The organism is Streptomyces sp. NPDC029159 (assembly GCF_055564055.1).
Genome location: NZ_JBVHWT010000020.1, coordinates 1,064 through 27,086, shown reverse-complemented (window position 1 = coordinate 27,086; position 26,023 = coordinate 1,064). Strand labels below are relative to the sequence as shown.

Genomic DNA, 26,023 nt, shown 5'->3' with positions numbered 1-26,023 from the left:
GGAGGTCAGCCTTCGGTCTTGGCGCGGATGACCGCGCGGGCGTTGTCGGTGAGCGCCTTGGCGATGTCGGTCCGGTGGGCGTCGGCCGTGCTCTGCACACCGTCGATGATCTTCTGCTTGACCTCGTCCTTGTTCAGCACCTGCTGGATGATCCGCTCGAAGGGGCTGGGCTCCTTGAGCCTGACCGTGACCTGCAGGTCCTTCGTGGCGATGGCGAGGGTGAGCGCGTCAAGGCCGATGGCGAGCTCGTCGGCGTCGCGGCCGCTGAAGGACAGGGCGGCCGTCGCCGAGGGCTGGTTGACGGTGACGGTGAGGTCGGCCTCGATCGTGTCGTCGTCACTCGCCGCGGGGCGTTCCGGGGCCGCCGCCTGAGCGGCCGCGGCATCGGGGAAGGACACGACGCCCGTGCCCGTGAGGGTGAGCGGAGGCCCGGGAACCCTGGCGTCGCCCGGGAGTTGGCCGAACCTCAGGGTCACCCCGATGCCCCCGTCCGTCAGGGCGGCGTCCTTCGCCGGAATCAGGACGTTGGAGATGCCCTTGATCGAGCCTCCCTTGAAGCTGAGGCCGGCGGTCGCGACGCCGACCTTGGACGTGCCGAGGTCGATGTCTTCGAGGCGGTACGGCTCCACCGTGGGGTCGGTCACCCCGAGCACGACGGACGGCGGGTAGAAGCCGGAGCCGGTGTCGTTCACAGACGCCCGCAGCCGGTCGAAGAGGTAGACCTCCAGCGGCCCGTACCCCGGCGGGAAGCCGCTGTCGTCCGAGGGCAGGCTGCCCGTCGGGACCGCGCCGAGCATCCCGTCCACCGCCTTGACCAGCTGGGTGGTGACCGTGGAGGAGAACTGGTCGCGGAAGGAGGGGTCGGCGAGGATGGCGACGAGCTTCCCGGTGAGGGCCTGACCGGCGTCGGGGGAGTTGAAGGCGTCGGCCGCCGCTTGCTTCCAGCCGTCGAGGGTGGCTGCATCGATCGTGCTGCCCTCGACGGTCAGAGACTGCTCGTCGAGGTGGAACGCCGGCTGCGACGCGACGGTGATCGACTCGATGGTCAGCCGCGGGGTGCGGTCCGCCCCCGTGCCCGTGGCCTCGGCACACAGCACGACGTCGAAGGCGAGGTCCCGGGCCGTGGCGGCGAACTGTCCATGGCCCTCGATCTCCTGACGCGGCCACTCCACCCCCTCCATCCCCTTGGCCACGACCTTCGTCGGCGGCTTCAGGCCGTCTCCCCCACTGCCGTCCCCGAGGTCGTCGATCACCACCACGTGCTGCACCAGGCTGTACGTGCCCTTGATGGTGAGCTGCTTCTGCCACCCGTGCGTGTCGTGCGCTGCGATGGCGACCCGGATCGTGCCCCGGTAGCCGTTCTCGGTGGGCGTGAGGTGCTGCAGTTCACCGACCGAGGCGTTCGCCAGCCCGTCGACCGTGACGGAGGTCAGGGACAGCGAGGGGTAGGGGCGCTCGGCGTCCTGCTGACTGGTGAAGGGGTCGAGGGTGTCCGGAAGGCCGGACACACCGCGATCCCTCGCTTCTTCCCACGCGAGTCCCACGCGCATCCACCACTGGGCGGCGATGTTGCTCCCGATCGCCTTGCCCTCGGCGCCGGCGAGCTCCCCGAGGTCCCAGGTGTCGACGTTCAGCGGATGCAGCGTGTGGCCGTCGGCGGCGCGGATGTCCTTGAGGGCGGTGGGCAGCCAGTACGGGCTGTCCGGGTCGTTGACGCGCTTGTACATGGTGGCGTAGAGGAAGTTCATCAGCTCACTGGCCACAGGGATCTCCTCGGATTCCAGGGGTGGTCGGTCGGGGCGGGCTGCCGGGCCGCGGTCAGGCCCCGCGGTCCACGACGTGCAGGGCCAGGTCCTCCAGCGCATAGCGGTACCGTCCGGCCGGGAACGGGCGCAGCAGCTCGACGGCTTCCAGCGCCTGGGCGCGGGCATCGGCGTACGCGCGCGAGAAGCCGCGGCCGCTGCGGACCTCGGCGAGCGTCCTCTCCAGGGCCTCGGCGCCGGTGGGCTCGCCGCGCATGATGCGGCTGACCGCGTGCTCCGGACCCCACTCCTGCATGGCGTAGATCAGCGGCAGGGAGGCGCGGCGGCGCAGCAGGTCCATGCCGCGTGGCTTGCCGGAGCCCGCCTCGTCCTGGGCGAGGTCGAACAGGTCGTCCATGACCTGCAGGGCGCGGCCCAGCCGACGACCGTAGAACCCGGCCCGGCGGGCGTCGCCGCTGTGCCCGTCGGCCAGCGTCACCCCGGCCTCGGCCGCGAGGCCGAACAGGGCGGCGGTCTTGCGGTCCGCGGTGCGCCAGTACGTCGTGGCCAGCAGCTCCGGGTCCTGGGCGAGGTCCGTACGCAGCTCGTCGAGTTCGCCACAGCCGATCTGGAAGGCGGTGTCGAGGACCAGCTCGATCAGGCCCATGTCGCTGTCCCGGTCGATGGCCCGCACGAAGCCGCGGATGGCTTGGACGAACTGCAGGTCGCCGACGAGTACAGCGGTCTCGGTGCCGCGTGCGGAGTTGACCGAGGGCAGGCCGCGGCGCAGGGCGGCGCCGTCCACGATGTCGTCGTGGATCAGCGTCGCCACGTGCAGCATCTCCAGCGAGACGGCGCCCTGGAGCACCTTGTCCGGGAGCGGTCCGGGGCCGTGCACCATGCGGGCGGCCAGCAGCAGGACGGCCGGGCGGAGCCGTTTGCCGTGCCGGTACAGGGCTCGTTCGTCGTCGGTGAGGTACTCCTGCTGCGGGGCGAGCGCCTGTTCGAGGAACGACTCGAAGCGCGGTACGTCGTCAGTGAGCAGGTGGGTCCACACCCCGCCGAGGACGTCTTCGGCGGGGGCGGTCGTGTCGAGGATGAGCACGGGTCAGGACCGTCCGTCCTGCGGGTGGGTGTAGCCGGTGATGCCGGTGAAGGCGGCGTGGCGGACGGTCTCGGCAACGGCGTCCTGCAGCAGCGTGTGCACGAACCGCATGGCCGCGAGGCGTTCGCGGGCCACGTCGGCGGCCGTTCCTCGCCACTCCTCGTCGTCGATGCTCAGCGCGAGGTCGGGCAGTTCCACCGTCACGTCCGCCGGTGTGCCGTCCGGCGCGAGACGGGTGGTGATGCGGACGTCCTCCAGGCGTGCCGTGCACGCGCCCGTGTACAGGGTGTCGGTCGCCTGCGGCCCCTGCATCGCCTCGTCGTGGTAGGCGGCGGCGCCGAACTCCTGGACGAGGGTGTGTTCCTCGCCGGACAGTGTGATCCAGTCCTCCGCCTCCTCCGGCCGGGTCTCCTGGTCCGCCGCCGGGAGCTCTTGTACTTCCCCGTCGGCGAAAGCGGCGAGTCCGTTGTAGCGGGCCATTTCCTCCGGGGAGACCGCCGGCATTTCCCCGGAGTGCTGGTCGATGGTCGTGTAGACGTCGTCCTGCGTCATGAGGGTGGTCCGCCGGCCGTCGTTGCCGGTGTCCTGGACCGACTTGGAGAAACCCTCGGCGGCCGTGGCCGCCTCCCGGAGACGCTGGGCCCTGTCGGGATCCTTCTGCTGGATCCGGGCGGCCTCGGTGGTGAGCGCGGTCTGCACCGTGGTCCGCTGCTGCCATGCGTGCGCGTTGTACTGGACGTGCTCTTGCGGGTCCTCCCAGCGGTTGACCGGCTGCGCGTCACCGCCGGACAGCCGGGCGCCGGGGGCGTCGTCCGGATCGGTGGTGCCGTAGGTGTGTTCCGCCATGCGCTGGGTGATGCCCTTTTCGGCCCACTTCTTGCGGAGGGTGGAGGACACCGCGGAGCTGCCGTTGAAGATGTCGTAGTAGCTCTCGTTGTGCGTGCCGTAGTGGATGAGGGCTTGACGGCCGTTCTCGGTCTTCATCAGCTTGGTGCGGTGAGCATCGGCGCGGGCGGTCCACCGGCGGACGGTCTCTTCATCCGGGTGGTGGGGTGCGACGGCGCGGGCCCCGGCCGGCAGGGTGGGCTGCCGCGCCTCTTCGGAAAGCGCCCGGAGGTTGCCGGCGGTGTCGATCTCCCTGATCTCGTCGGGCCGGGTGTCAAGGGCGTAGCGGCCGGTGAGGACGAGGGCCGGGATGCGGTGGACGGTGTGGCGGGTGCTGCTGCGGATCTCCTCGGCGAGTGCCTCGGACTGTCCCTCGGCGCGTAGCTGGAGCGCACCGAGGCGGAAGCTCAGCGAGCCGGTGGGGTAGTCGAGGGTGCCGGGCATCTCCACACTGCGGGCCAAGGGGTAGCCGGGGGTGTCGGCGAGGTGGAGCATCTCGGCCTCGGGGCCGGGCCGGGCATCGCCGGACTGCGGGGGCTGGGGCGTGTTCAACAGGTCTCCTGAAGTGGTCGGTCGGACAGGGGGAAGGAGCGGCGCGGGGACGGTTCAGGAGACGGCGAACGTGCCGCTGACCATGAGCATTCCGTCGTGGGAGCCCAGTTCCGGCGCCGTCAGCTTCACGGACACGGTCTGGTCGTTGAGGGCGATGTCGGTGCCCAGCGGCTTACCGAGCGGGATGTCGACGGTCTTCTTGCCCTCCAGCACGTCCTTGACGACCGCCGGCGCGGCGAGGGCCAGGAGATTGGCGGGCACGGCGGCCAGCTTGGCGGCATCGGACACGGGTTTGAGGGTGACGGACTTCAGGACGATCGTCTCCAGCGTCGCGGAGAGAGCCGTGTCCGTCAGGTCTGTCGCCTTGAAGGTGACATGGGGTTCCTGCGGGTCGAGGATGACCTCGAAGTCGATCAGCGCATTCACAGTGCGGGCCTCCTGGGGTGAGGGAACGACGAGAAAGAGGGGCTCAGGACTCCTGGGAGGCCTTGAACAGCGCGCATCCCTTGCCGGGGGCGATGGGGAACAGGTCCACGCCGACCGACCACGGGAGGTCGAAGTTGGCGGAGAGGGTGGTCGGGTCGTTCTCGTCGACCGTCACGTTGTCGACCTTGCGGAACGTCGCTTTCCACCAGACCGAGGCGACTCCGGTCAGGGTCCTGTCGTCGTCGGCCAACTGCGTGCCGTGCCACTGGTCCAGTGCTCCCTGGACGAGGCGGGCCAGCATGTCCCGGCCGACGAGGAGGAAGACCTGCTTGTCCGACGGCCAGTCGGTAGCCGTACCGGCGGCGGGTGTCCGATCGGTTCCGGCGGTCGCCGTGAGGACCAGGTGCGTCCCGGTGACGTCCCACAGGACGGGGGCGAGGGTCACCTGCCGGCCGAAGAGGTCCTGGACGGGGATCTTCACCCCGTGCACCAGATTCTTCGCCTGGTCGAGGACGTTCGGCACGACGACCTTCTCGACCATGATCCTCGTGTACGTGTCCGGAATCTCGGACAGCCACACACCGAGCGGCACGACGGTGAGGGCGCCCCCGTCGACCTTGACCTGGACGGCGACCTTGACCTCGCCCACCCCCTGCGGGAGAGGAACACCGGCGGTGGTGCCGCCCACTTGTAACTGCGGTGCGTGGATCTGCAGGACGCCCGAGTCGGGGAGGTCCGTGATGCCCTGCGCCTTGATCATCTCGACCCAGAGACCGGCGTCCGGTTTCTCCAGAGCGAGTTCGGGCGGCTCCAGGAAGTCCCAGGAAAAGGTGTAAGTGATGCCGTCGATGGCCTCGGGGCCGTAGTTCCCCCGGAACACCGCACGGTGCCGACTGTGCAGGGAGGTGATTCCCGAGTTGAGTGCGTCGGCGTGGATTCCAAGTGCGAGGTCATATGGCTTTTCGGTCACGGCAGCCGATTCAAGGGGCTGTTCGGAGGGTGAAACAATCTGTTCCCAGCCATTATCCGAGGCTGGTTTTCTCTGCGAACGCACAAGCCATTCCCGTATTTCCGCGCGCGTCGATTCCATAGCGCAAAGCCGCCCAGGTGGTGCGGTGGAAAGTGCCGAAATCCATCCGGTACCGTCCCCGCCGGCGGGGAGGAGGCCCGGGCCCGGCATGGGGGCTCCGAAGTCCCTACCGCTGGGTGACCGTCACGTCCCCCTGGAGCGCGAGCGCGTCACCGACGCGTGCCAGGGTCAGCCCCGTCGGCGTGGCGTCGAGGTGGACGGGATCCACGTCGATGGGGATGGCCGGGAAGTCGCCCACCGGGAACTCGACGCCGCGCAGCGCGCTCCCGACGATGCCGCCGAACGTCGACGACAGGGCGTCGACCACCCACGAGACGATCATGCTCACGATGTCGCCGCGGGTGGGTACGAGCTTCAAGCCGAAGGAGGTCACGTCGACGGCCGTGGCCTTGAGGGTCGTCCCCGACATGGCCAGGGTGAGCGTGACCGTCGGATCGGGCTCCAGGAAGAGGTCGAAGAACGCGTCCGTCGACCCGCCCAAGAGCCAGTTGATGCCAGCGCTTCCGCTGCCGGAGACGGCGGTGTGGACGCGCACGGTCGGCACGTCGTCCCACACGACCTGGCACCGCACATGGTGGATGGTGACATCGGCCTTGTAGTACGCGCTGCTGCCCAGGAAGTCCTTGCTGTCACCTGCGCGGAATGCCTTGCCCTCCAGGTAGGCGGTCGCCAGCTGCGCGATGCGCTCGACCGCGCCCCGCCCAAGGAGGGCGAAGAAGGGACGCTGCGGCCGGCTGTCGGGGAACGGGGGCTGCGGCGTGCCGTGCTCGGCCAGGTTGAAGGCGGCCAGCGCCTGCTGCGGCTGGATGACGGGGACCGGCGTCGACAGCGCCAGGCCCGGGATCTGCGGTGCGGGCAGAGTGATGCCCGACAGGACCTTCCGCGACTGGTCGAGGACGTTGGGGAGCACCACCTTGTCCAGGAAGACCTTGTCGACCTTGCTTGGCGCATCAGCGGTGGCCTTGAGGGGGTTGAGGCTGAACATGCCCGTGCCGGACGTTGCGGCCTGGACGTCGACGGTGACCGCGATGTCCTCCTCCACGGGGTTCCCGTTCCCCGAATCGACCTTGATGTGCACCTTGTTGAGCCGCACCTGGAAGGTGCTCCCGTTCAGCGAGTCGCGCAGGGCGGTGACGTGCTCGGCGAGCTCACGCCCGGCCATCCGGCCCGCGGCCGCCCCCTCGGTGAGGTGAGCGCGCAAGGCGGACTCGGAGAGCGAGGGAGGCGGGGCGGGGTCGAAGATCAGGGCTTCCTTGATGTCCCAGGAAACGGTGAACGTGACGCCTTCCACATCGAGGGGCTCCGAGCCGGTGAAGTACCGCGGATAGAGCTGTTTATAGACCTCCTTGGACGTCGCGTTCACGACGTCGACATTCGCCCCCACCATGAGGTCGCAATTCACGCATGCCCCTCTTGCAGTTCTTAACCAGCGGTCAGGCCGACCCATACCGAAGAGCCCGGACGCAGCTTCGGCAAAGCGAATCCGGGTACGAAGACGTGACATGGGCGACGGCACCAATAATGGTGGGGTGCTTGCGGCCCGTTCAAGGCCGCAGGAGAATTTCCGACACGCCTCCGATGCCTCGTTACTTCGGATTGCGTCTGGCCGGTGCGTGTTGACCTCCGCTTTCCACACGGCCCGCAGCCCTCGCCGGGCCGCATGTTTGGCGCGATCCGAAGCAGGCGGCCGGATGAGTCAACCAGCGCACCCCGTAGCCTGCCTGGGGACCGGGCGGTAAGCATCCGTCTGCACCACCGCGGCGCGGTTCCGCCCACGCTCCGGAGCGGTCGGCATCGCCCCCGGCGATCCGTGGACACGGCTGGTCACAGCACAGCCCGGAAAACCAGAAAGACCCCAGATCAACTGGGGTCTTTCGCTGGTGTCCGAGGGGGGACTTGAACCCCCACGCCCGATAAAGGGCACTAGCACCTCAAGCTAGCGCGTCTGCCATTCCGCCACCCGGACCAGGTGTGGTCTTCGCGGGGTGTTCCCCGCGGCGACATGGACAACAATACCAAGGTTTCGGAGTGCCTTTCACCTGCGTATCTGCTGGACAGATCGGCACACGGTTACCGATAAGGGGCAAAGCGTTCGCGGCGGGCCGGCCACCCCGCGTGAATCAGGGGCCCCAGGCGTCCCATGTCCCCTCGAAGCCCGGTCGGCGGCCCTGACCGTGGACTTTCCGTGAGTGCGGTCCGTGCATGACCAATCCTTGGCTCGATCACCCCCCTCCTCCCCCTGGACAGCGGGCGGGCGATGCGGGATAACGGGTTCATACAGTATTCGTCGACTGTATGCAATCCACATCCGACCACGTCAGGGGTCGTCCGCGGGCGGTCCCACGAAGGGAAGCGATGCCCCATGCCCGAGGACGCACAGGACCTCATCTCCGGCGGGCACCTGGTTGCGAAGGCGCTCAAGGCGGAGGGTGTGGACGTCGTCTACACCCTCTGCGGTGGGCACATCATCGACATCTACGACGGCTGCGTCGACGAGGGCATCGACGTCATCGACGTACGGCATGAGCAGGTCGCCGCGCACGCCGCCGACGGGTACGCACGGATCACCGGAAAGCCGGGGTGTGCGGTGGTCACCGCGGGACCCGGGACGACCGATGCGGTCACCGGGGTCGCCAACGCCTTCCGGGCGGAGTCGCCGATGCTGCTGATCGGCGGGCAGGGGGCGAGCACCCAGCACAAGATGGGGTCGCTCCAGGACCTGCCGCATGTCGACATGATGGCGCCGATCACCAAGTTCGCGGCGACCGTGCCGGACACCGCGCGCGCCGCCGACATGGTCTCGATGGCGTTCCGTGAGTGCTACCACGGCGCGCCCGGGCCGTCGTTCCTGGAGATCCCCCGGGACGTGCTCGACGCCAAGGTGCCCCGGGAGCAGGCGCGGGTGCCGCAGGCCGGGCACTACCGGGCCTCGACGCGGTCGCCGGGTGACCCGGACGACGTACAGAAGCTCGCCGATCTGCTGGTGCGGGCCGAGCGGCCGGCGATCCTGCTGGGCAGCCAGGTCTGGACGACGCGCGCCACCGACGCGGCCACCTCGCTGGTGCGGGAGCTGAACATCCCCGCGTACATGAACGGTGCCGGGCGCGGGACGCTGCCGCCCGGGGACCCGCACCACTTCCAGCTCTCGCGGCGGCACGCCTTCTCCCGGGCCGATGTGATCGTCATCGTCGGGACCCCGTTCGACTTCCGGATGGGGTACGGCAAGCGGCTGTCGCCGGACGCCACCGTCGTCCAGATCGATCTGGACTACCGCACCGTCGGCAAGAACCGCGATGTGGATCTGGGGATCGTGGGCGATGCGGGGCTGGTGCTCGGCGCCGTCGCCGAGGCCGCGTCCGGGCAGCCGGCGGGCGGCTCCGTGCAGCGCAAGGAGTGGCTGGAGGAGCTGCGGGGCGTGGAGCGGGCGGCGCTGGAGAAGCGGCTGCCGCAGCTGCGCTCGGACGCGCACCCGATCCACCCGTACCGGCTGGTCAGCGAGATCAACGACTTTCTCACCGAGGACTCGGTCTACATCGGGGACGGCGGCGACATCGTCACCTTCTCCGGGCAGGTGGTGCAGCCGAAGGCGCCGGGGCACTGGATGGACCCGGGGCCGCTGGGGACGCTCGGCGTCGGGGTGCCGTTCGTGATGGCGGCGAAGCAGGCGCGGCCGGAGAAGGAGGTCGTGGCGCTCTTCGGGGACGGCGCGTTCTCGCTGACCGGGTGGGACTTCGAGACGCTGGTCCGCTTCGACCTGCCGTTCGTCGGGATCGTCGGCAACAACTCCTCGATGAACCAGATCCGTTACGGGCAGCGCGCCAAGTACGGCGACGCGCGGGAGCGGGTCGGCAACACCCTGGGCGATGTGCCGTACGACCAGTTCGCTCGGATGCTCGGCGGGCACGGCGAGGAGGTGCGCGATCCGGCGCAGATCCGGCCGGCGCTGGAGCGGGCGCGGGAGAGCGGGAAGCCGTCGCTGATCAATGTGTGGGTGGACCCGGACGCGTACGCCCCCGGAACGATGAACCAGACGATGTACAAGTGAGGTGAACCCGTCGTGACCAAGGCACTTGAGGGCGTCCGCGTCCTCGACATGACGCATGTGCAGTCCGGGCCCTCCGCCACGCAGTTGCTGGCCTGGCTCGGTGCGGACGTGGTCAAGCTGGAGGCGACCACCGGGGACATCACGCGGCGGCAGCTGCGCGATGTGCCGGACGCCGACTCCCTCTACTTCACGATGCTCAACTGCAACAAGCGGAGCATCACCCTCAACACCAAGAGCCCGCGCGGCAAGGAGCTGCTCACCGAGCTGATCGCCCGCAGCGACGTCCTGGTGGAGAACTTCGGCCCCGGCGCCGTGGACCGGATGGGCTTCCCCTGGGAGCGCATCCAGGAGATCAACCCGCGGCTGATCTACGCCTCCATCAAGGGCTTCGGCGACGGCCCGTACACCGCGTTCAAGGCGTACGAGGTGGTGGCCCAGGCGATGGGCGGGGCGATGGCGACGACCGGGTTCGAGGACGGGCCGCCGCTGGCGACCGGTGCGCAGATCGGTGACTCGGGGACCGGGGTGCACTGCGTCGCCGGCATCCTCGCCGCGCTCTACCAGCGCGAACGGACCGGCCGCGGCCAGCGGGTGAATGTCGCGATGCAGCATGCGGTGCTGAATCTGTGCCGGGTCAAGCTCCGCGACCAGCAGCGGCTGGCGCACGGGGCGCTGGCCGAGTACCCGAACGAGAGCTTCGGCGAGGAGGTGCCGCGCAGCGGCAACGCCAGCGGCGGCGGGCAGCCCGGCTGGGCGGTGCGGTGCGCGCCCGGCGGGCCGAACGACTACGTGTACGTGATCGTGCAGCCGGTCGGCTGGCGGCCGCTGACCGAGCTGATCGGACGCCCGGAGCTGGCGGACGATCCGGAGTGGGCGACGCCGGAGGCGCGGCTGCCGAAGCTGGCGAAGATGTTCCAGCTGATCGAGGAGTGGAGCGCCACGCTGCCCAAGTGGGAGGTGCTGGAGCGGCTCAACGCCCACAACATCCCGTGCGGTCCGGTGCTGTCGACGAAGGAGCTGATCGAGGACGCGTCGCTGGTCGCCGACGGGATGGTGGTGACCGTCGACCACCCCGAGCGCGGGGCGTTCACCACCGTCGGCTCACCGCTGAAGCTGTCCGACTCCCCCGTCGACGTCGACCGTTCGCCGCTGCTGGGCGAGCACAACCAGGAGGTGTACGGCGGCGAGTTGGGCCTCGCCGACGAGGAACTGCGGCTGCTCGAAGCGAACGGAGTGATCTGATGGCGGAGCACGGGAACGAGGCGGGGCGCGCCCGCGCGGTGCGGGCGGTTCTTGAGGCGGCGCGGGCCGAGGGGCGTACGGCGCTGACCGCGCCCGAGGGCCGGCGGGTGGCCGAGGCGTACGGCATCGCGACGCCGGCGGAGGGGCTGGCGGAGACCGTGGACGACGCGGTGGCACTGGCCGACCGGATCGGGTTCCCGGTGGCGCTGAAGATCGTGTCGCCGGACATCGTGCACAAGACGGAGGCGGGCGGGGTGCGGACCGCGCTGGCGTCCGCCGCCGAGGTGCGCACCGCCTTCTGCGACATCGTGCGGAGCGCGCGGGCGCACTCCCCCGGGGCGCGGATCGACGGGGTGCTGGTCCAGGAGATGGTCTCCGGCGGTCAGGAGGTGATCGTCGGGGCGGTGACGGACCCGACGTTCGGGAAGGTGGTGGCGTTCGGGCTCGGCGGGGTGCTGGTGGAGGCGCTGGGCGATGTCACCTTCCGGCTGGCGCCCGCGGGCGAGGCGGACGCCGCGTCGATGCTGGACTCGATCCGGGCGGCCGAGGTGCTGCGCGGGGTGCGGGGCGCGCCGCCGGTGGACCGCGGGGCGCTGACCGAGTTGATCGTGCGGACGTCCGAACTGGCCGCGGACTTCCCGGAGATCGCGGAGATCGACCTCAACCCGGTGTTCGCGTCGGCGGACGGGGTGCGCGCCGCGGATGTGCGGATCCTGCTGGCGCAGGGCGCGCCGGTCGAGCGGCGGCGGCGTTCGCGGGAGGAGATCCTGACCGCGATGCGGCGGTTGATGCGGCCGCGGTCGGTCGCGGTGATCGGGGCGTCGGCGGAGTCCGGCAAGATCGGGAATTCGGTGATGCGCAATCTCGTCGACGGCGGTTTCCCCGGCGAGATCCATCCGGTGAACCCGAAGTCCGACGACATCCTGGGCCGTAAGGCGTACCGCTCGGTGGCGGAGGTGCCCGGTGAGGTCGATGTGGCGGTGTTCGCCATTCCGGCGCCGCTGGTGCCCGCGGCGCTGGAGGAGGCCGGGCGCAAGGGCATCCCGAACGCCGTGCTGATCCCCTCCGGCTTCGCCGAGACCGGTGAACACGCCCTCCAGGAGCGGCTGGTGGCGATCGGTGAGGAGTACGGCATCCGGCTGCTGGGGCCGAACATCTACGGCTACTACTCCACCTGGCAGGACCTCTGCGCCACCTTCTGCACGCCGTACGACGTGCGCGGCGGGACGGCGCTGACCTCGCAGTCCGGCGGGATCGGGATGGCGATCCTGGGCTTCGCGCGGGCCACCGGTACGGGTGTCTCGGCGATCGTCGGGCTCGGCAACAAGGCGGACGTCGACGAGGACGATCTGCTCACCTACTTCGCCGAGGACGAGCGCACCGACTGTGTGGCGATGCATCTGGAGGACCTCAAGGACGGCCGGGCGTTCGTGGCGGCGGCGCGGGCGACGGTGCCGCACAAGCCGGTGGTGGTGCTGAAGGCGGGGCGGACCGGCGCGGGCGCGCGGGCCGCCGGCTCCCACACCGGGGCGCTGGCCGGGGACGACGCGGTCTACGACGACATCCTGCGGCAGGCGGGGGTGATCCGGGCGCCGGGTCTTGCGGAGATGCTGGAGTACGCGCGGGCGCTGCCGGTGCTGCCGGCGCCCGCCGGGGACAACGTCGTGGTGATCACCGGTGCGGGCGGCTCGGGTGTGCTGCTGTCGGACGCGATCGTCGACAACGGGCTGCGGCTGATGGACATCCCCGCCGATCTCGACGCGGCGTTCCGGCGGTTCATCCCGCCGTTCGGTGCGGCCGGGAACCCGGTGGACATCACGGGCGGGGAGCCGCCCTCGACGTACGAGGCGACGATCCGGCTGGGCCTGGAGGATCCCCGGATCCATGCGCTGGTGCTCGGCTACTGGCACACCCTCGTCACCCCGCCGATGGTCTTCGCGGAGCTGACGGCGCGGCTGGTCGCGGAGTTCCGCGAACGCGGGATCGAGAAGCCGGTGGTGGCGTCGCTGGCCGGGGACACCGAGGTCGAGGAGGCGTGTGCGTACCTCTTCGAGCGGGGCGTGGTGGCGTATCCGTACACGACGGAGAAGCCGGTGGCGGTGCTCGGGGCGAAGTACCGCTGGGCGCGGGCCGCGGGGAAGCTGCCGTGAGACCGGGCACGGGGACGTGCGGAGTGCGGACAGGAGGGAACTGACGGCATCCATGCGAGGGGCAGGCGACGGACGATGAGTACGGAGACGGAACGGGACGAGGACAGGAACGGGGACGACGGGGACGCGGCGGACCTTCGGGCCGGGTACCGCAACGTCACGGACGGCAAGGGGCGGGTCTACCGGATCGGCGAGAGCGACCGGCAGTTGCTGGGGCACTCCCGCAAGCTGATGGTGTATCTGCCGTGGATCGCGATGATGGCGATCAGCGTGTCGGAGTACGCGTACGGCTCCGCCGAGGACACGCTGTCGCGGGCGCACGGCTGGTCGCAGAGCGGCACCTTCTGGATTCTGAGCGTCTGGGTGTTCTTCCAGGCGGGCATCGCCTTCCCGGCGGGGTGGTTACGGGAGCGGGGGGTGCTCACCGCGCGGTCGGCGATGTACCTCGGCTCGGTGCTGTGCCTGGTGGGTTTCGTGGCGCTGGCGCATCTGGAGAGCGTGGCGTTGGCGCTCGTCGGTTTCGGCGTGGTCGGCGGTCTCGGTTCGGGGCTGATCTACGCGACCTGCATCAACATGGTCGGCAAGTGGTTCCCGGAGCGGCGGGGCGCGAAGACCGGCTTCGTCAACGGCGGCTTCGCCTACGGCGCGCTGCCGTTCATCTTCCTCTTCAACTACGCCTTCGACACCTCCGACTACGACGAGGTGCTGGACCTCATCGGGGTGTACGTGCTGGTCGTGGTGGCGGCCTGTGCGTGGTTCTTCCGGGATCCGCCGCCGAACTGGTGGCCGCCGCACGTCCCGCCGCCGACCGGGAAGCCGGCGGGCGTGGCGCCGGCGGGCGACCGGCGGAGCGCGGCGAGCCTGGCGAAGAACCCGCCCGCGGTACGGCAGTTCACCCCGAAGGAGGCGCTGCGCAGCGGGATGCTGCCGCTGATGTGGCTGTCGGTCGTGCTGACGGCCGGGGTGTCGATCTTCGGGATCTCGTTCCAGGTGGACTACGCCCGCGAAGTCGGCTTCGGGCCGCTGGTGGCGGCCTCGTCGATGGGGGTGATGTCCGTCGTCAACGGCGTCGGGCGGGCCGTCATGGGGTGGCTGTCGGACCTGTGGGGCCGGAAGACCACGCTGGTGGCCGTCATCGTCGTGCTGGGGCTGGCGCAGTTCGGGGTGATCTGGGCGGGGCACGTCCACAGCCAGTGGCTGTTCCTCGTCTTCGCGTTCCTCTCCGGCTTCGGCGGCGGCGCGTTCTACCCGCTGTTCGCGACGCTGACCCCGGACTACTTCGGGGAGAACTACAACGCCACCAACTACGGCCTGGTCTACAGCGGCAAGCTGATCAGCGGACTGTTCGGCGGCGGGCTCGGCTCGATGGTGGTGGGCGCCTGGGGGTACGACGGCGCCTACGCACTGGCCGGCGGGGTCTCGCTGCTGGCGGCCGGGTGTGTGCTGCTGCTGCGGCAGCCGGGCCGGGAGCGGCCGCGGGCGGCGGTGGCCGGGGAGCGGGCGGTCAGCCGTGAGCTGATCTGAGACACCCGGCGGGAGCGGGCGGTGCCGGGCAGGCGCCGCCCGCTCCGGTCATCCGTCGGTGGGGGTGCCCGGTGCCTCGTGGGTGCCCTCGGCGATGGCGCGGTGGTGGCGGACCACCTCGCTGATGATGAAGTTGAGGAACTTCTCGGCGAATGCCGGGTCGAGCCGGGCGTCGGCGGCGAGCGTGCGCAGCCGCTCGATCTGGGCGGCCTCGCGGGCCGGGTCGGCGGGCGGCAGGCTGTGCCGGGCCTTCAACTCGCCGACCTGCTGGGTGCACTTGAACCGTTCGGCGAGCAGATGCACCAGCGCGGCGTCGAGGTTGTCGATGCTGCTGCGCAGGTAGAGCAGCCGCTCCCGGGCCGCCCGGTCGGAGACGGCGGCCGCCTCGCCGGCCTCGGGTGCGCTCTCCTCGCTCATATGCGTCTCGCCATTCGTCATCGGTGGTGCGTGATCGGATGCAGGTTACCGGTCCGCCGCGGTGCCGGTCAGCGGCGTCTCGGGGAGCGGACCGGACGGGTCACCCGCGCCGTTCCTCCGGTCCGCTCTCCCGCGCCCGCTCGTGGTAGGTCCGGCGGGTGTGCTCGGTGTGGGCGCGCATCACAGCGGTGGCGCGGGCCTCGTCGCGGTCGGCGATGGCGGCGATCAGCTCGCGGTGCTCGATCCAGGACTGGGCGCCGCGCTGCCGGGCCACCGGGGTGTAGTACCAGCGCACCCGGCGGCCGACCTGTGCGGCCAGCTCGGCGAGGACGGCGTTGCCGGCCAGCTCCATCACCTTGGCGTGGAACGCGGCGTTGGCCGCGACCGCGCCGTCCACGTCGTCCTCGCGCACCGCGCGCTCACCGGTGGCGCACAGCTCCTCCAGGGCGGCGATGCCCGGCGACCCGGTGTGTGCGGCGGCCAGCCGGGCGGCCTCGGCCTCCAGCAGCGTACGGACCGTCAGCAGCTGGTCGGCCTCCTCCTCGGTCGGCTCGTGGACGAACGCGCCCTGGGCGGGCCGCAGATCGACCCAGCCGTCGGTGTTCAGTCTCTGGAGCGCCTCGCGGACCGGTTGGCGGGAGACGCCGAGGTGCCCGGCGAGTTCGCTCTCCACCAGGTGGGCGCCGGGGCGCAGGGCGCGGGTGGTGATGAGTTCGAGCAGTGCCTCGTAGACCCGCTCGCGCAACGGGCCGGGCCGTTCGAGTTTCGGGACGGCTCCGTGCGGCAGTCCGCTGGACAGCATCGGGTCCCCCTTGGTGTGGTGGCCGGGGCTCGGCCCTCGGGGGCGGCGCCGGACGGCCCGCCCATTGGCTATCGTCTACAGTTTACCGAGTACGTTGTACGGTTGTCCCCGTTCCGCCGCGCCCGCATCCGGCGACGGCACACCGGGTCGCCGTACGGCGGGTGGAGGCAGACATGGGACGGGTCACCGAACGGCGCCGCGTCATCCGCGTACGGAACGGCTCCGTGGGGGCCCGGCCGGACACCCTGGTCGTCGAGGAGCCGCTGGAGATCCGGCTCAACGGCAAGCCGCTGGCGATCACCATGCGCACCCCGGGCGACGACTTCGCGCTGGCGGCCGGTTTCCTCGTCAGCGAGGGCGTGTTGGCCTCCGCCGCGGAGCTGGCGAACATCGTCTACTGCGCCGGCGCCACCGACGACGGCGCGAACACCTACAACGTCGTCGACGTCCGCCTCGCCCCCGGCGTCGCGGTGCCGGACATCAGCCTGGAGCGGAACGTCTACACCTCGTCGTCGTGCGGACTGTGCGGCAAGGCGAGCCTGGAGGCGGTGCGCACCACCGCGCGCTGGGCGCCGGACGCCTCCCCCGGCCCCGCGGTCCGTCTCACACCGGAGTTGCTGAGCACCTTCCCCGACCGGCTCCGCGCCGCCCAGCGGGTCTTCGACCGTACGGGCGGGCTGCACGCGGCGGCGCTGTTCGCCCCGGACGGTGAACTGCTGGACGTACGCGAGGACGTCGGGCGCCACAACGCGGTCGACAAGGTCGTCGGACGCGCGCTCCAGGACGACCGGCTGCCGCTGTCGTCGTGTGTGCTGATGGTCTCCGGCCGGGCCTCCTTCGAGCTGGCGCAGAAGGCGGTGATGGCCGGGATCCCGGTGCTCGCCGCCGTCTCCGCCCCCTCGTCGCTCGCCGTGGACCTCGCCGCCGAGACGGGCCTGACGCTGGTCGGCTTCCTGCGCGGCAGCTCGATGAACGTCTACGCGGGCGCGCACCGCCTCGGCCTGGACGAGGCGGACGCCGGGAGCTGAGCCGGGCGGCGGTCAGCCGCCCGCGGTCTTGCCGCCGTCGGCCGGTTGCACGATCCGGGTGAGCAGCGCGATCAGCTGATCGCGCTCGGCGGGGGTCAGGGCGGCGGTCAGCTCGTCGTTGGCGCGGTCGCCGAGCCGCTGCGTACGGCGCAGGACGCGCCGCCCCGCCGTGGAGACCTCGACGGCGTTCTTCCTGCGGTCCCTGGGATCGGGCGTCCGCGTGACCAGCCCGTCCCGTTGCAGGTCGTTGACGACGGTGACCATGTCCTTGGGGTCGATGCCGAGGGTGCGGCCCAGCTCCGCCTGGGAGATCGGCCCGCGCTCGGCGACCGCGGAGAGCACCGCGTGGTGCATCATCCGCATGCCCTCGGCGGCGAGCGCCTCGGCGACCAGCCGGTGCCCGCGGGCCGCGGCCCGCCCCAGCAACCAGCTCGGCAGCACACGGATGCGGCGGGGGGCGTACGGAGCGTCGGCCATGGGCCCACGGTAGCGCCGCTCCATGGGAATCCCCAACGAAAATCCATTGGCCGTCCCCATGAATATGGCTACCGTTGGGACCTCCAACGATTTTCTGGAGGTGTGCCCGTGCGCCGCATCCGTCACGACATCCACGGCGGTCCCGAGGTCCTGTACGTAGAGGAGGCCGAACCGCCGGCGCCCGGCCCCGGCGAGCTGCTGGTCCGCACGGAGGCGATCGGCGTCACGCTGCCGGCGGTGCGCCGGGTGCGCGGCGGCGGTCCGCTGCCCGGGCTGCCCGGTGACGAGGTCGCCGGGGAGGTGGTCGCGCTCGGCCCGGGCGTCACCGGCTTCACCGTCGGCGACCGCATCGCCTCGTTCGGCCTCCCGGGCGCCTACGCCGAACTCGCCCTCGCCCCGGCCGCGTTCGCCTCCCGACTGCCCGACGGGGTGAGCGCCGCGCAGGCCGTGGCGCTGATCCGGGGCGGGCATGTGGCGCTGGCCGTGCTCGACACCGCGGCGCCCCGGGGCGGCGAGTCGGTGCTGATCACCGCGGCGGCGGGCGCCACCGGCCATCTCGCCGTCCAACTCGCCAAGGCGCGGGGCGTACCGCGGGTGGTGGCCGCCGTCGGCACCCCGGAGAAGGTGGAGTTCGTCCGGGGACTCGGCGCCGACGAGACCGTCACCTACGACGAGGAGTCCTGGGGCGCGCCGGTCGATGTCGTGCTGGACGGCGCCGGGGGCGAGTTGCTGCCGCGCGCGCTCGGTGCGCCGGCGCCGGGCGGGCGGCTGATCCATTTCAGCTCCGGCGGCGGCACGCTCGCGGCGTACGACCTGCTGGCCGGGGCGAAGACCGTCACCGGGATGACGATGCGTCATTTCGCCGCGACCCGGCCGGAGCGGTACGCGCACCACCGCGCGCAGCTGTGGGAGTGGGCGGCGTCCGGGCGGCTGCGGGCCACGCTCCACGCCGAGCTGCCGCTCTCCGACGCCGCGGCGGCCCACCGCCTCGTGGAGGCGCGGGCGAACCTGGGGAAGATCGTGCTGCGGCCGGACGCCGGGGCGGTGCGGTAGCCGCCGCGGGCGCGGTGCCGCTCGCGCCCCGGCCTCCGCCCCGGAGGGCCGCGGGCCGGACGGGTGAATTCGGCGGGGCCGCGGGCGAACGGCCGCACACTCCTTGTCGGGGTGTAGTGACGGCAGTACGTTCCGTCACACACGACATGGGACGTGGGATGTCCTGTGGATGACGCCGATGCCTCGAAGGGCAGGCCGGACCATGACGTCACTTCTCCGTGCACCCTCCCGCCCCCGCCCGAGACCCCGGCGGCGCCGCGCCGTCGCCGCCCTCACCGCCCTCGCCGCCCTGGCGCTCACCCTGCTCCCCGCCGCCCCCGCGGGCGCCACGGCGGACAGCACCGCACCACCCGGCGGCTTCGACCAACGGGTCCTGTTCAGCGCGGCCCAGGACCCGGGCTACGCCTGCTTCCGCATCCCGGCGGTCGTCCGCTCCGTCCGGGGCACCCTGCTCGCCTTCGCCGAGGGCCGGGTGCACGACTGCGGCGACGCCGGGGACATCGACCTCGTCCTCAAACGCTCCACCGACGGCGGCCGCACCTGGGGCCCGCTCCAGGTCGTCAACGAGGGCGGCGGCGACACCCACGGCAACCCGGCGCCGGTCGTGGACCGGCGCACCGGCCGCATCGTCCTCGCCGAGACGTACAACAAGGGCCGCACCGACGGCCTCAGCTGCGCGACGCCCTGCGACCGCACCCCGCACCTCCAGTACAGCGACGACGACGGCGCCACCTGGTCGGCGCCGCGCGATCTGACCCGCGCGCTGCGCCCCGCCGGGTGGAACTCCTGGTACGCGACGGGCCCGGTGCACGGCATCCAGCTCACCCGGGGCCGCCACGCCGGGCGCCTCGTCCTGGGGGTCAACGCCGAGAGCTGGGCCGGTGGCCGGGTCACCGCCAACCACGCCGCGCTGGTCCACAGCGACGACGGCGGCACCACCTGGCGCGTCGGCGCCGTCGACACCTGGCCGGTCGCCGCCGACGGCACGTTCCGTCAGAAGCCGTCGGAGATGACGCTGCTGGAGCGCGCCGACGGGTCGGTCTACGTCAACGCCCGCGAGCAGGACGGCACCGACCTCGGCAACCGCACCGCGGCGGTCAGCGGCGACGGCGGCGCGTCCTTCACCCACCCGTTCCGCACCCTGCCCGACTTCCTCGCGCCGATGGTGCAGGCGTCGGCGCTGCGCCTGCCCACCGCCGGGGGCGGCAGCCGCACCCTCCTCGCCGCCCCCGCCGACCCGGACCGCCGCCGCACCATGACGATCCGCTCCTCGTACGACGAGGGCCGCACCTGGGAGGCGGCCGACCGGGGCGCCCGCGTCACCGGCGACTGGTCCGGCTACTCCGATCTCGTCCCCGTCTCCCCCGGCGTCACCGGACTCTTCTACGAGGCGGGCGCCGCCGACGCCCGGGACGAGATGCGGTTCGCCCGCTTCACCGACGCCTGGCTCGGCCCGCGCCGCGGCCCCGACCCGACCACCCCGGACCGCGCACCCGGCGCCCGCCCGGCCACCGTCCTCGGCGGGGCACACACCACCTCCGGCGTCCTCGGCCGGGCGCTGGCCTTCGACGGCACCGACGACGCCGTCGACGTCCCCTTCCGCACCTCGCTCCCGCTGGGCGACGCACCGTTCACCTGCGCCCTGTGGTTCCGCTACGACGCGACCGGCGGCGAGCAGCCGATGCTGTGGCTCGGCGGCTCGGGCAGCAAATCCCCGCAGGTCACCCTGGTCGGGGACCCGGCGCATGGCCGGATCACGGCGACGCTGACCACCGTGGCGGGCGCCGCGCCGCCGGTCACCACGGCGCTGTCGACCGCGGGCGCGTACAGCGACGGCCGCTGGCATCTGCTGACGCTGCGCCGCGGCGGCGGCCGGTTGCAGCTGACGGTGGACGCCGCGGCCACGGCCGCACCGGACACCCCGGGGTCGGTCAGCCGCGGTACGGCCTTCGGCGTCCGCCTCGGCGCACGTCTCGACGGCCGCGCCCACTTCACCGGCGCCCTCGACGAGGCCGTCGTCTACCGCCGGGCGCTCTCCGACGCCGAGCTGACCGCCCTGCGCACCCCGGGCCGCGCCCCGGCCGGGCCCGCCGTGCTCCGCCTCGGGCTGGACCGGGTGACGGCGCCCTGACGGGAGCGGCCCCGTGCGGCAGGGGCCGTCACCGGGACTCCCCGGCGCCCACGGGCTCGCCGTCGCGGGCCGGCGCCGGGGCGTCCGCCGAGCCGCCGCCCTCCGGGGTGTCCGTCCCGGTCCCCGCCTGCTCCGCCCGTGCAGCGAAGCGTTTCGCCAGCACCGCGCAGACCATCAGCTGCATCTGGTGGAAGAGCATCAGCGGCAGCACCGCAAGACCCGCCTGGGCGCCGAAGAGGACGCTGGCCATGGGCAACCCGGCGGCCAGGCTCTTCTTCGACCCGGCGAAGGTGATCGCGATCCGGTCGGCCCGCCCGAAGCCCAGCTTCCGGGAGCCGTACCACGTCAGGGTCAGCATCACCGCGAGCAGCAGCCCGAGGACACCCAGCAGGATCAGCAGGCGCAGCGGGGAGACCTGGTGCCAGATCCCGGCGGTCACCCCGGCACTGAAGGCGCTGTAGACGACCAGCAGGATCGAGCCGCGGTCCACCAGGCCGAGAACCTTCTTGTGCCGGGTGAGGAATCCGCCGATCCAGCGGCGCAGCACCTGACCGGCCAGGAACGGCAGCAGCAGCTGGCAGACGATCGAGACCAGCGCCCCGCCCGAGACGCCGGGCCCCTCCCCGTCCAGGACGAGCGCGGCGAGCAGCGGGGTGATGACGATGCCGACGAGGGAGGAGAACGAGCCGGCGCAGATCGCCGCCGCGACGTTGCCGCGCGCGATGGAGGTGAACGCGATGGACGACTGGATCGTCGACGGCACCAGGCACAGGAACAGCACGCCGGTGTAGAGCCCGCCCGGCAGGACGTACGGCACCAGGCCGCGGGCGGCCAGGCCGAGCAGCGGGAAGAGCACGAATGTGCAGGCCAGGACGGTCAGGTGGAGTCGCCAGTGGCGGAGTCCGGCCATCGCCTCGGCGGTCGAGAGGCGGGCGCCGTAGAGGAAGAAGAGGAAGGAGACGGCCCCGGTGGCGGCGCCGTCCGCGACGGTGGCGGCGGAGCCGGTGGCCGGGAGGAGCGCGGCGAGTCCGACGGTGGCGAGCAGCGCCAGGATGTATCCGTCCACGGGGAGCCAGGAGGGGAGGGCGAGGGCAGGGCGGCGCATGATCTCACTTCGGTAGACGGTCTTCGGATGGCGGCATGGACGGTGCCCTCTCCAGAGTGCCGGGCCCCACGGATATCGGGAACCCCGTTCGCCGCGCTCACTGTGATGCCGGAACGTGATTACCATGACCACACCGGCCCGTTTTGGCCACGCCACTCACCCGGACGCGGTCCCGCGGTGGCCGGACCACCGCCCACCCGAGGTGCCCCGTGTTCGATCCCGCGCAGTTGCGTACGTTCCTGACCGTCGCGCAGACCCTGAGCTTCACCCAGGCCGCGCACCGGATGGGGCTGCGGCAGTCGACCGTCAGCCAGCACGTACGGAAGCTGGAGGAGGCGGCCGGGCGGCGGCTGTTCGCGCGGGACACCCACGGGGTGGAGCTGACCGAGGACGGCGAGGCGATGCTCGGCTTCGCCCGCACGATCCTGGAGGCGAACGAGCGCGCCGCCGGGTTCTTCACCGGGACGCGGCTGCGCGGGCGGCTGCGGTTCGGGGCGTCCGAGGACTTCGTGCTGACCCGGCTGCCGGAGATCCTGGAGGGGTTCCGGCACGCCCACCCCGAGGTCGATCTGGAGCTGACCGTCGAACTGTCAGGAACCCTCCATGAACTTCTCACGGCCGGGCGGCTCGACCTCGTCCTCGCCAAGCGGCGCCCGGAGGGGCCCGAGGGGCAGCTGGTGTGGCGGGACCGGCTGGTGTGGGTGGGCAGCGACCGGCTGCGGCTCGATCCGCACCGCCCGGTGCCGCTGGTCGTCTTCCCGCCGCCCGCGGTCACCCGCGCCCGGGCGCTGGAGTGTCTGGAGGAGCACGGCCGGGCCTGGCGCATCGCCTGCACCAGCGGGAGCCTCAACGGGCTGGTCGCCGCCGCCCGCGCCGGGCTCGGGGTGATGGCGCACACCCTCGGCATGATCCCGCCGGGCCTGGTGCGGATGGCGCCGCGGGCCGGGCTGCCGGAGCTGGGCGGGGTGGACTTCGTCCTGCTGCACGGGCGGCGCGCCTCCGCCGCGCGCGGTCCCGCCGAGGCGCTGGCCGACGCGATCCTGGCCGGGGGCGACCGGCTCCAGCTGCCGTGACGGCCGGTGGGCCCGGGCGCCGGATTCCGTCCGGGACGGCCTGCGGATTCACCCTTCCGGTGCAGAGATTTGGTGCAGATACGGTCCCCGGGTGGTGATCGTTCCGCCGGTGGATGACCGGTGCATGTCCACTCTTCCGGGGAGTGGTCCGTTTCCTCCGGACCACCTGCGGGCGCGCGGCACCGTCCGGAACGCGGTAAGGCCCTCCCGCAAGGCGAAACCGTGGGGTACGGTCGCGGCCGTGTGAGGAGTACCACAAGGAGCTGGGTCATTGCGCGAGTTCACCGTGGAGCCGTTGGCTACCGGGCCCCGGGTCGGTGGGCTGGCGGACACCGTTTTCGACCACGCCGCCCGTGACCCGGGCCGGGCCGCGCTCGCCCGTAAGGACGACGAGGGGCGCTGGAGCGACGTCAGCGCCGGGCAGTTCCGGGACGAGGTCATGGCGCTGGCCAAGGGCCTGCTCGCCCAGGGCGTCCGGTTCGGCGACCGGGTCGGGATCATGTCCCGCACCCGGTACGAATGGAGCGTCTTCGACTTCGCCATCTGGGCGATCGGCGGCCAGTCCGTACCGCTGTACCCGACCTCCTCCGCCGAGCAGGTCTTCTGGATGCTGCACAACGCGGACGTGACGGCCTGTCTGGTGGAGCACGAGGATCACGCGATGACCGTCGGTTCGGTCATCGGCCGGCTGCCGCAGCTGCGCCGGCTGTGGCAGCTCGACGCGGACCCGGTGGCCGAACTGACCGCGGCGGGCGCGCATCTCGACGACGACGTGGTGCACCGGCACCGGATGGCGGTCACCCCGGACGCCATCGCCACCATCATCTACACCTCGGGCACCACCGGCCGCCCCAAGGGCTGCGTCCTGACCCACGCCAACTTCATGGCCGAGGCGGACAACGTCCTCGAACGGTACGACGCGGCGTTCCACTCCCGCCCCGGCGACGAGGCGTCCACCCTGCTCTTCCTCCCGCTGTCGCACGTCTTCGGCCGGATGATCGAGGTCGCCGCCCTCCGCGGCAAGGTGAAGCTGGCCCACCAGCCGGAGCTGAGCGCCCGCGCCCTCCTGCCCGACCTGCGCAGCTTCCGGCCGACCTTCGTCCTCGCGGTGCCGTACGTCTTCGAGAAGGTCTTCGCGGCGGCGCGGCGGCAGGCGGAGGCCGAGGGCCGGGAAGGGCCGTTCGACAAGGCCGTCGATGTCGCGGTCCGGTACGCCGAGGCCATGGAGCACAAGGCGTTCGGCACCGGCTCCGGACCCGGCGCCGCCCTGCGGATGCAGCATCAGTTCTTCGACAAGGTCGTCTACAGCAAGGTCCGTGAGGCGCTGGGCGGCCGGGTGCGGCACGCGATGTCCGGCGGCTCCCGGATGGAGCGCCGCCTGGGCCTGTTCTTCGCCGGTGCGGGGGTGCGGGTCTTCGAGGGGTACGGCCTGACGGAGTCCACCGCCGCCGCGACCGCCAACCCGCCCGAGCGCACCCGGTTCGGCACGGTCGGCACGCCCATCCCCGGCACCACCGTCCATGTCGCGGACGACGGCGAGATCTGGCTGCGCGGCGGGCAGATCTTCCAGGGGTATCTGGGCGATCCGCAGGGCTCCGGCGCCGTGCTGCACAACGGCTGGTTCGCCACCGGCGACCTCGGCGCCTTCGACGAGGACGGCTATCTGACGATCACCGGCCGCAAGAAGGAGGTGCTCGTCACCTCCGGCGGCAAGACGGTCTCGCCGGTGGTCCTGGAGGACCGGGTCCGGGCGCACCCCCTGGTGGGGCAGTGCCTCGTGGTCGGCAACGACCGGCCGTTCATCGCCGCGCTGGTGACGCTGGACCCGGAGGCCGTCACCCACTGGCTGACGATGCGCGGCAAACCGGACATGCGCCCCACGGAGCTGGTGCGGGACCCGGATCTGGAGTCGGAGATCCGGCGGGCCGTGGTCGCCGCCAACACTCTGGTGTCACAGGCCGAGTCGATCCGTACGTTCCGGATACTGGCCCATCAGTTCAGCGAGGACCAAGGGCTGCTGACGCCGTCGCTGAAGCTGAAGCGGAAGGCGATAGAGGCGGCGTACGCAACGGAGGTGGAGGCGCTGTACCGGAATTGAGCGGGGTGAGTACTCCGCACGGGTGGACCAGGGAGTTTTCTCCTCTCACGCGGGAATGCGGAACGGCGGGTGGGCGTTGTCGTCGGTGGACATGCACGACGACGTAAGGATCGATTCCCCGTGAGCCAGGTCCCGACCATCACGCTCAACAACGGCGTCACGATGCCGCAGCTCGGTTTCGGCGTCTGGCAGGTGCCGGACGACGAGGCGGCCGCCACCGTCGGCCACGCCCTGGAGGCCGGCTACCGCAGCATCGACACCGCCGCGATCTACGGCAACGAAGAGGGCACCGGCCGGGCGCTCGCCGCCTCCGGCATCCCCCGCGACGAACTCTTCGTCACCACCAAGCTCTGGAACTCCGAGCAGGGCTACGACTCCACGCTGCGCGCCTTCGACACCTCCCTGGCCAAGCTGGGCCTGGAGTACGTCGACCTCTACCTGATCCACTGGCCGCTGCCGGCCAAGGACACCTACGTCGACACCTACCGCGCCTTCGAGAAGATCCTCTCGGAGGGCCGGGCCCGCGCCATCGGCGTCTCCAACTTCCTCCCCTCCCACCTGGAGCGGCTGATCGGCGAGACGTCGATCGTCCCGGCGGTCAACCAGATCGAGCTGCACCCGTACTTCCCGCAGGCCGAGTCCCGTGCGGTGCACGCCCGGCACCACATCGCGACGGAGGCGTGGTCGCCGCTGGGCCAGGGCAAGGACCTGCTGGCGGAGCCGGTGCTCGGCGAGATCGCGGCCAAGCACGGGGTGACGCCCGCCCAGGTGGTGCTGCGCTGGCACCTCCAGCTGGGCAATGTCGTCATCCCGAAGTCGGTGACGCCGGCGCGGATCGCCGCCAACATCGACGTCTTCGGCTTCGAGCTGGACGACGCCGACCTCAAGGCCGTCGCCGGTCTCGACAACGGCACCCGGCTCGGCCCGGACCCGGCCACGTTCGACGGCGCCTGAGCCCGGCAGCACGGCGGGGGGGGGCCCCCCCCTTTTTGGGGGGGGGGGGGGAGAAGTCCTTTGGGGGGGTTGCTTTCCCTGGTGTTGGTGGTTGTGTTTTGGGGTGCTCCCCCGGCTCCCCCCT

20 protein-coding genes and 1 tRNA gene are annotated in these 26,023 nt (G+C 71.7%); 10 read left to right on the top strand and 11 right to left on the bottom strand.

Annotation, left to right across the window (positions count from 1 at the left end):
• Positions 1 to 5: 5 nt before the first annotated feature.
• The 7 genes from ACZ4U4_RS28625 to ACZ4U4_RS28595 form a co-directional block, all read right to left on the bottom strand.
• Positions 6 to 1,763, bottom strand: coding sequence for a hypothetical protein (locus ACZ4U4_RS28625; protein WP_467880110.1), 1,758 nt, complete (start codon positions 1,761 to 1,763; stop codon positions 6 to 8).
• 55 nt (positions 1,764 to 1,818) lie between these two features.
• Complete coding sequence (locus tag ACZ4U4_RS28620; protein WP_467880108.1) at positions 1,819 to 2,847, bottom strand: polyprenyl synthetase family protein; 1,029 nt, start codon at positions 2,845 to 2,847, stop codon at positions 1,819 to 1,821.
• Positions 2,848 to 2,850: 3 nt separating this feature from the next.
• Complete coding sequence (locus ACZ4U4_RS28615; RefSeq protein WP_467880105.1) at positions 2,851 to 4,284, bottom strand: hypothetical protein; 1,434 nt, start codon at positions 4,282 to 4,284, stop codon at positions 2,851 to 2,853.
• A gap of 54 nt (positions 4,285 to 4,338) precedes the next feature.
• Positions 4,339 to 4,710, bottom strand: a complete 372-nt coding sequence (locus tag ACZ4U4_RS28610) for a hypothetical protein (RefSeq protein ID WP_467880102.1) — start codon at positions 4,708 to 4,710, stop codon at positions 4,339 to 4,341.
• Between the two features lie 43 nt (positions 4,711 to 4,753).
• Positions 4,754 to 5,680: a hypothetical protein gene (locus tag ACZ4U4_RS28605; RefSeq protein ID WP_467880099.1), complete on the bottom strand. Its 927-nt coding sequence runs from the start codon at positions 5,678 to 5,680 to the stop codon at positions 4,754 to 4,756.
• A 226-nt stretch (positions 5,681 to 5,906) separates the two neighbouring features.
• Positions 5,907 to 7,202, bottom strand: a complete 1,296-nt coding sequence (locus tag ACZ4U4_RS28600; protein ID WP_467880097.1) for a hypothetical protein — start codon at positions 7,200 to 7,202, stop codon at positions 5,907 to 5,909.
• Positions 7,203 to 7,678: 476 nt separating this feature from the next.
• Positions 7,679 to 7,766: transfer RNA gene (locus tag ACZ4U4_RS28595), tRNA-Leu, on the bottom strand.
• 396 nt (positions 7,767 to 8,162) lie between these two features.
• Between ACZ4U4_RS28595 and ACZ4U4_RS28590 the strand changes: the two genes are divergently transcribed.
• From ACZ4U4_RS28590 to ACZ4U4_RS28575, 4 genes are all read left to right on the top strand, one after another.
• Positions 8,163 to 9,845, top strand: coding sequence for a thiamine pyrophosphate-binding protein (locus tag ACZ4U4_RS28590; RefSeq protein ID WP_467880095.1), 1,683 nt, complete (start codon positions 8,163 to 8,165; stop codon positions 9,843 to 9,845).
• Positions 9,846 to 9,857: 12 nt separating this feature from the next.
• On the top strand, positions 9,858 to 11,087 hold the full coding sequence (gene frc / locus ACZ4U4_RS28585; RefSeq protein WP_467880092.1) for a formyl-CoA transferase: 1,230 nt from the start codon (positions 9,858 to 9,860) through the stop codon (positions 11,085 to 11,087).
• On the top strand, positions 11,087 to 13,237 hold the full coding sequence (locus ACZ4U4_RS28580) for an acetate--CoA ligase family protein (RefSeq protein WP_467880089.1): 2,151 nt from the start codon (positions 11,087 to 11,089) through the stop codon (positions 13,235 to 13,237). The genes frc and ACZ4U4_RS28580 overlap by 1 nt, the downstream gene beginning before the upstream one ends.
• A 75-nt stretch (positions 13,238 to 13,312) precedes the next feature.
• On the top strand, positions 13,313 to 14,761 hold the full coding sequence (locus tag ACZ4U4_RS28575) for an OFA family MFS transporter (protein ID WP_467880087.1): 1,449 nt from the start codon (positions 13,313 to 13,315) through the stop codon (positions 14,759 to 14,761).
• 48 nt (positions 14,762 to 14,809) lie between these two features.
• On the opposite strand, the gene ACZ4U4_RS28570 is transcribed toward ACZ4U4_RS28575, so the two are convergent.
• Positions 14,810 to 15,178, bottom strand: coding sequence for a chorismate mutase (locus tag ACZ4U4_RS28570; RefSeq protein ID WP_037677390.1), 369 nt, complete (start codon positions 15,176 to 15,178; stop codon positions 14,810 to 14,812).
• 100 nt (positions 15,179 to 15,278) lie between these two features.
• Positions 15,279 to 15,980 (bottom strand): GntR family transcriptional regulator, encoded by a 702-nt coding sequence (locus tag ACZ4U4_RS28565; protein WP_467880084.1) that lies wholly within the window; start codon positions 15,978 to 15,980, stop codon positions 15,279 to 15,281.
• A gap of 173 nt (positions 15,981 to 16,153) precedes the next feature.
• On the opposite strand from ACZ4U4_RS28565, the gene fdhD reads away from it, so the two are divergent.
• Complete coding sequence (gene fdhD, locus ACZ4U4_RS28560; protein WP_467880081.1) at positions 16,154 to 17,008, top strand: formate dehydrogenase accessory sulfurtransferase FdhD; 855 nt, start codon at positions 16,154 to 16,156, stop codon at positions 17,006 to 17,008.
• A 12-nt stretch (positions 17,009 to 17,020) separates the two neighbouring features.
• On the opposite strand, the gene ACZ4U4_RS28555 is transcribed toward fdhD, so the two are convergent.
• Positions 17,021 to 17,485, bottom strand: coding sequence for a MarR family winged helix-turn-helix transcriptional regulator (locus tag ACZ4U4_RS28555; protein ID WP_467880079.1), 465 nt, complete (start codon positions 17,483 to 17,485; stop codon positions 17,021 to 17,023).
• 108 nt (positions 17,486 to 17,593) lie between these two features.
• Between ACZ4U4_RS28555 and ACZ4U4_RS28550 the strand changes: the two genes are divergently transcribed.
• Both ACZ4U4_RS28550 and ACZ4U4_RS28545 read left to right on the top strand, forming a co-directional pair.
• Entirely contained in the window at positions 17,594 to 18,538 is a 945-nt protein-coding gene (locus ACZ4U4_RS28550; protein ID WP_467880076.1) for a quinone oxidoreductase family protein, read from the top strand.
• Between the two features lie 202 nt (positions 18,539 to 18,740).
• Complete coding sequence (locus ACZ4U4_RS28545; RefSeq protein ID WP_467880073.1) at positions 18,741 to 20,669, top strand: exo-alpha-sialidase; 1,929 nt, start codon at positions 18,741 to 18,743, stop codon at positions 20,667 to 20,669.
• Positions 20,670 to 20,697: 28 nt separating this feature from the next.
• Here the strand turns inward: ACZ4U4_RS28545 and ACZ4U4_RS28540 are convergent, their stop codons facing one another.
• The gene (locus tag ACZ4U4_RS28540; RefSeq protein ID WP_467880070.1) at positions 20,698 to 21,774 is read right to left on the bottom strand and encodes a bile acid:sodium symporter family protein; all 1,077 of its coding nucleotides are present in this window, start codon (positions 21,772 to 21,774) and stop codon (positions 20,698 to 20,700) included.
• Positions 21,775 to 21,983: 209 nt separating this feature from the next.
• Here ACZ4U4_RS28540 and ACZ4U4_RS28535 point away from each other — a divergent pair, with 209 nt between their 5' ends.
• The 3 genes from ACZ4U4_RS28535 (at position 21,984) to ACZ4U4_RS28525 (ending at position 25,899) form a co-directional block, all read left to right on the top strand.
• Complete coding sequence (locus ACZ4U4_RS28535; protein ID WP_467880067.1) at positions 21,984 to 22,847, top strand: LysR family transcriptional regulator; 864 nt, start codon at positions 21,984 to 21,986, stop codon at positions 22,845 to 22,847.
• Positions 22,848 to 23,118: 271 nt separating this feature from the next.
• Positions 23,119 to 24,945 carry an AMP-dependent synthetase/ligase gene (locus ACZ4U4_RS28530; RefSeq protein WP_467880065.1) on the top strand — a complete coding sequence of 609 codons (1,827 nt, stop codon included), beginning with the start codon at positions 23,119 to 23,121 and terminating at the stop codon, positions 24,943 to 24,945.
• Between the two features lie 120 nt (positions 24,946 to 25,065).
• Positions 25,066 to 25,899, top strand: coding sequence for an aldo/keto reductase (locus tag ACZ4U4_RS28525; protein WP_467880062.1), 834 nt, complete (start codon positions 25,066 to 25,068; stop codon positions 25,897 to 25,899).
• Positions 25,900 to 26,023: the final 124 nt, after the last annotated feature.

Coding starts and splice junctions, on each gene's coding strand:
- ACZ4U4_RS28590 (WP_467880095.1), top strand. CDS start 8,163: ATGCCCGAGGACGCACAGGACCTCATCTCCGGCGGGCACCTGGTTGCG.
- ACZ4U4_RS28565 (WP_467880084.1), bottom strand. CDS start 15,980: ATGCTGTCCAGCGGACTGCCGCACGGAGCCGTCCCGAAACTCGAACGG.
- ACZ4U4_RS28575 (WP_467880087.1), top strand. CDS start 13,313: ATGAGTACGGAGACGGAACGGGACGAGGACAGGAACGGGGACGACGGG.
- ACZ4U4_RS28570 (WP_037677390.1), bottom strand. CDS start 15,178: ATGAGCGAGGAGAGCGCACCCGAGGCCGGCGAGGCGGCCGCCGTCTCC.
- ACZ4U4_RS28545 (WP_467880073.1), top strand. CDS start 18,741: ATGACGTCACTTCTCCGTGCACCCTCCCGCCCCCGCCCGAGACCCCGG.
- ACZ4U4_RS28540 (WP_467880070.1), bottom strand. CDS start 21,774: ATGCGCCGCCCTGCCCTCGCCCTCCCCTCCTGGCTCCCCGTGGACGGA.
- ACZ4U4_RS28555 (WP_467880079.1), bottom strand. CDS start 17,485: ATGGCCGACGCTCCGTACGCCCCCCGCCGCATCCGTGTGCTGCCGAGC.
- ACZ4U4_RS28580 (WP_467880089.1), top strand. CDS start 11,087: ATGGCGGAGCACGGGAACGAGGCGGGGCGCGCCCGCGCGGTGCGGGCG.
- fdhD (WP_467880081.1), top strand. CDS start 16,154: ATGGGACGGGTCACCGAACGGCGCCGCGTCATCCGCGTACGGAACGGC.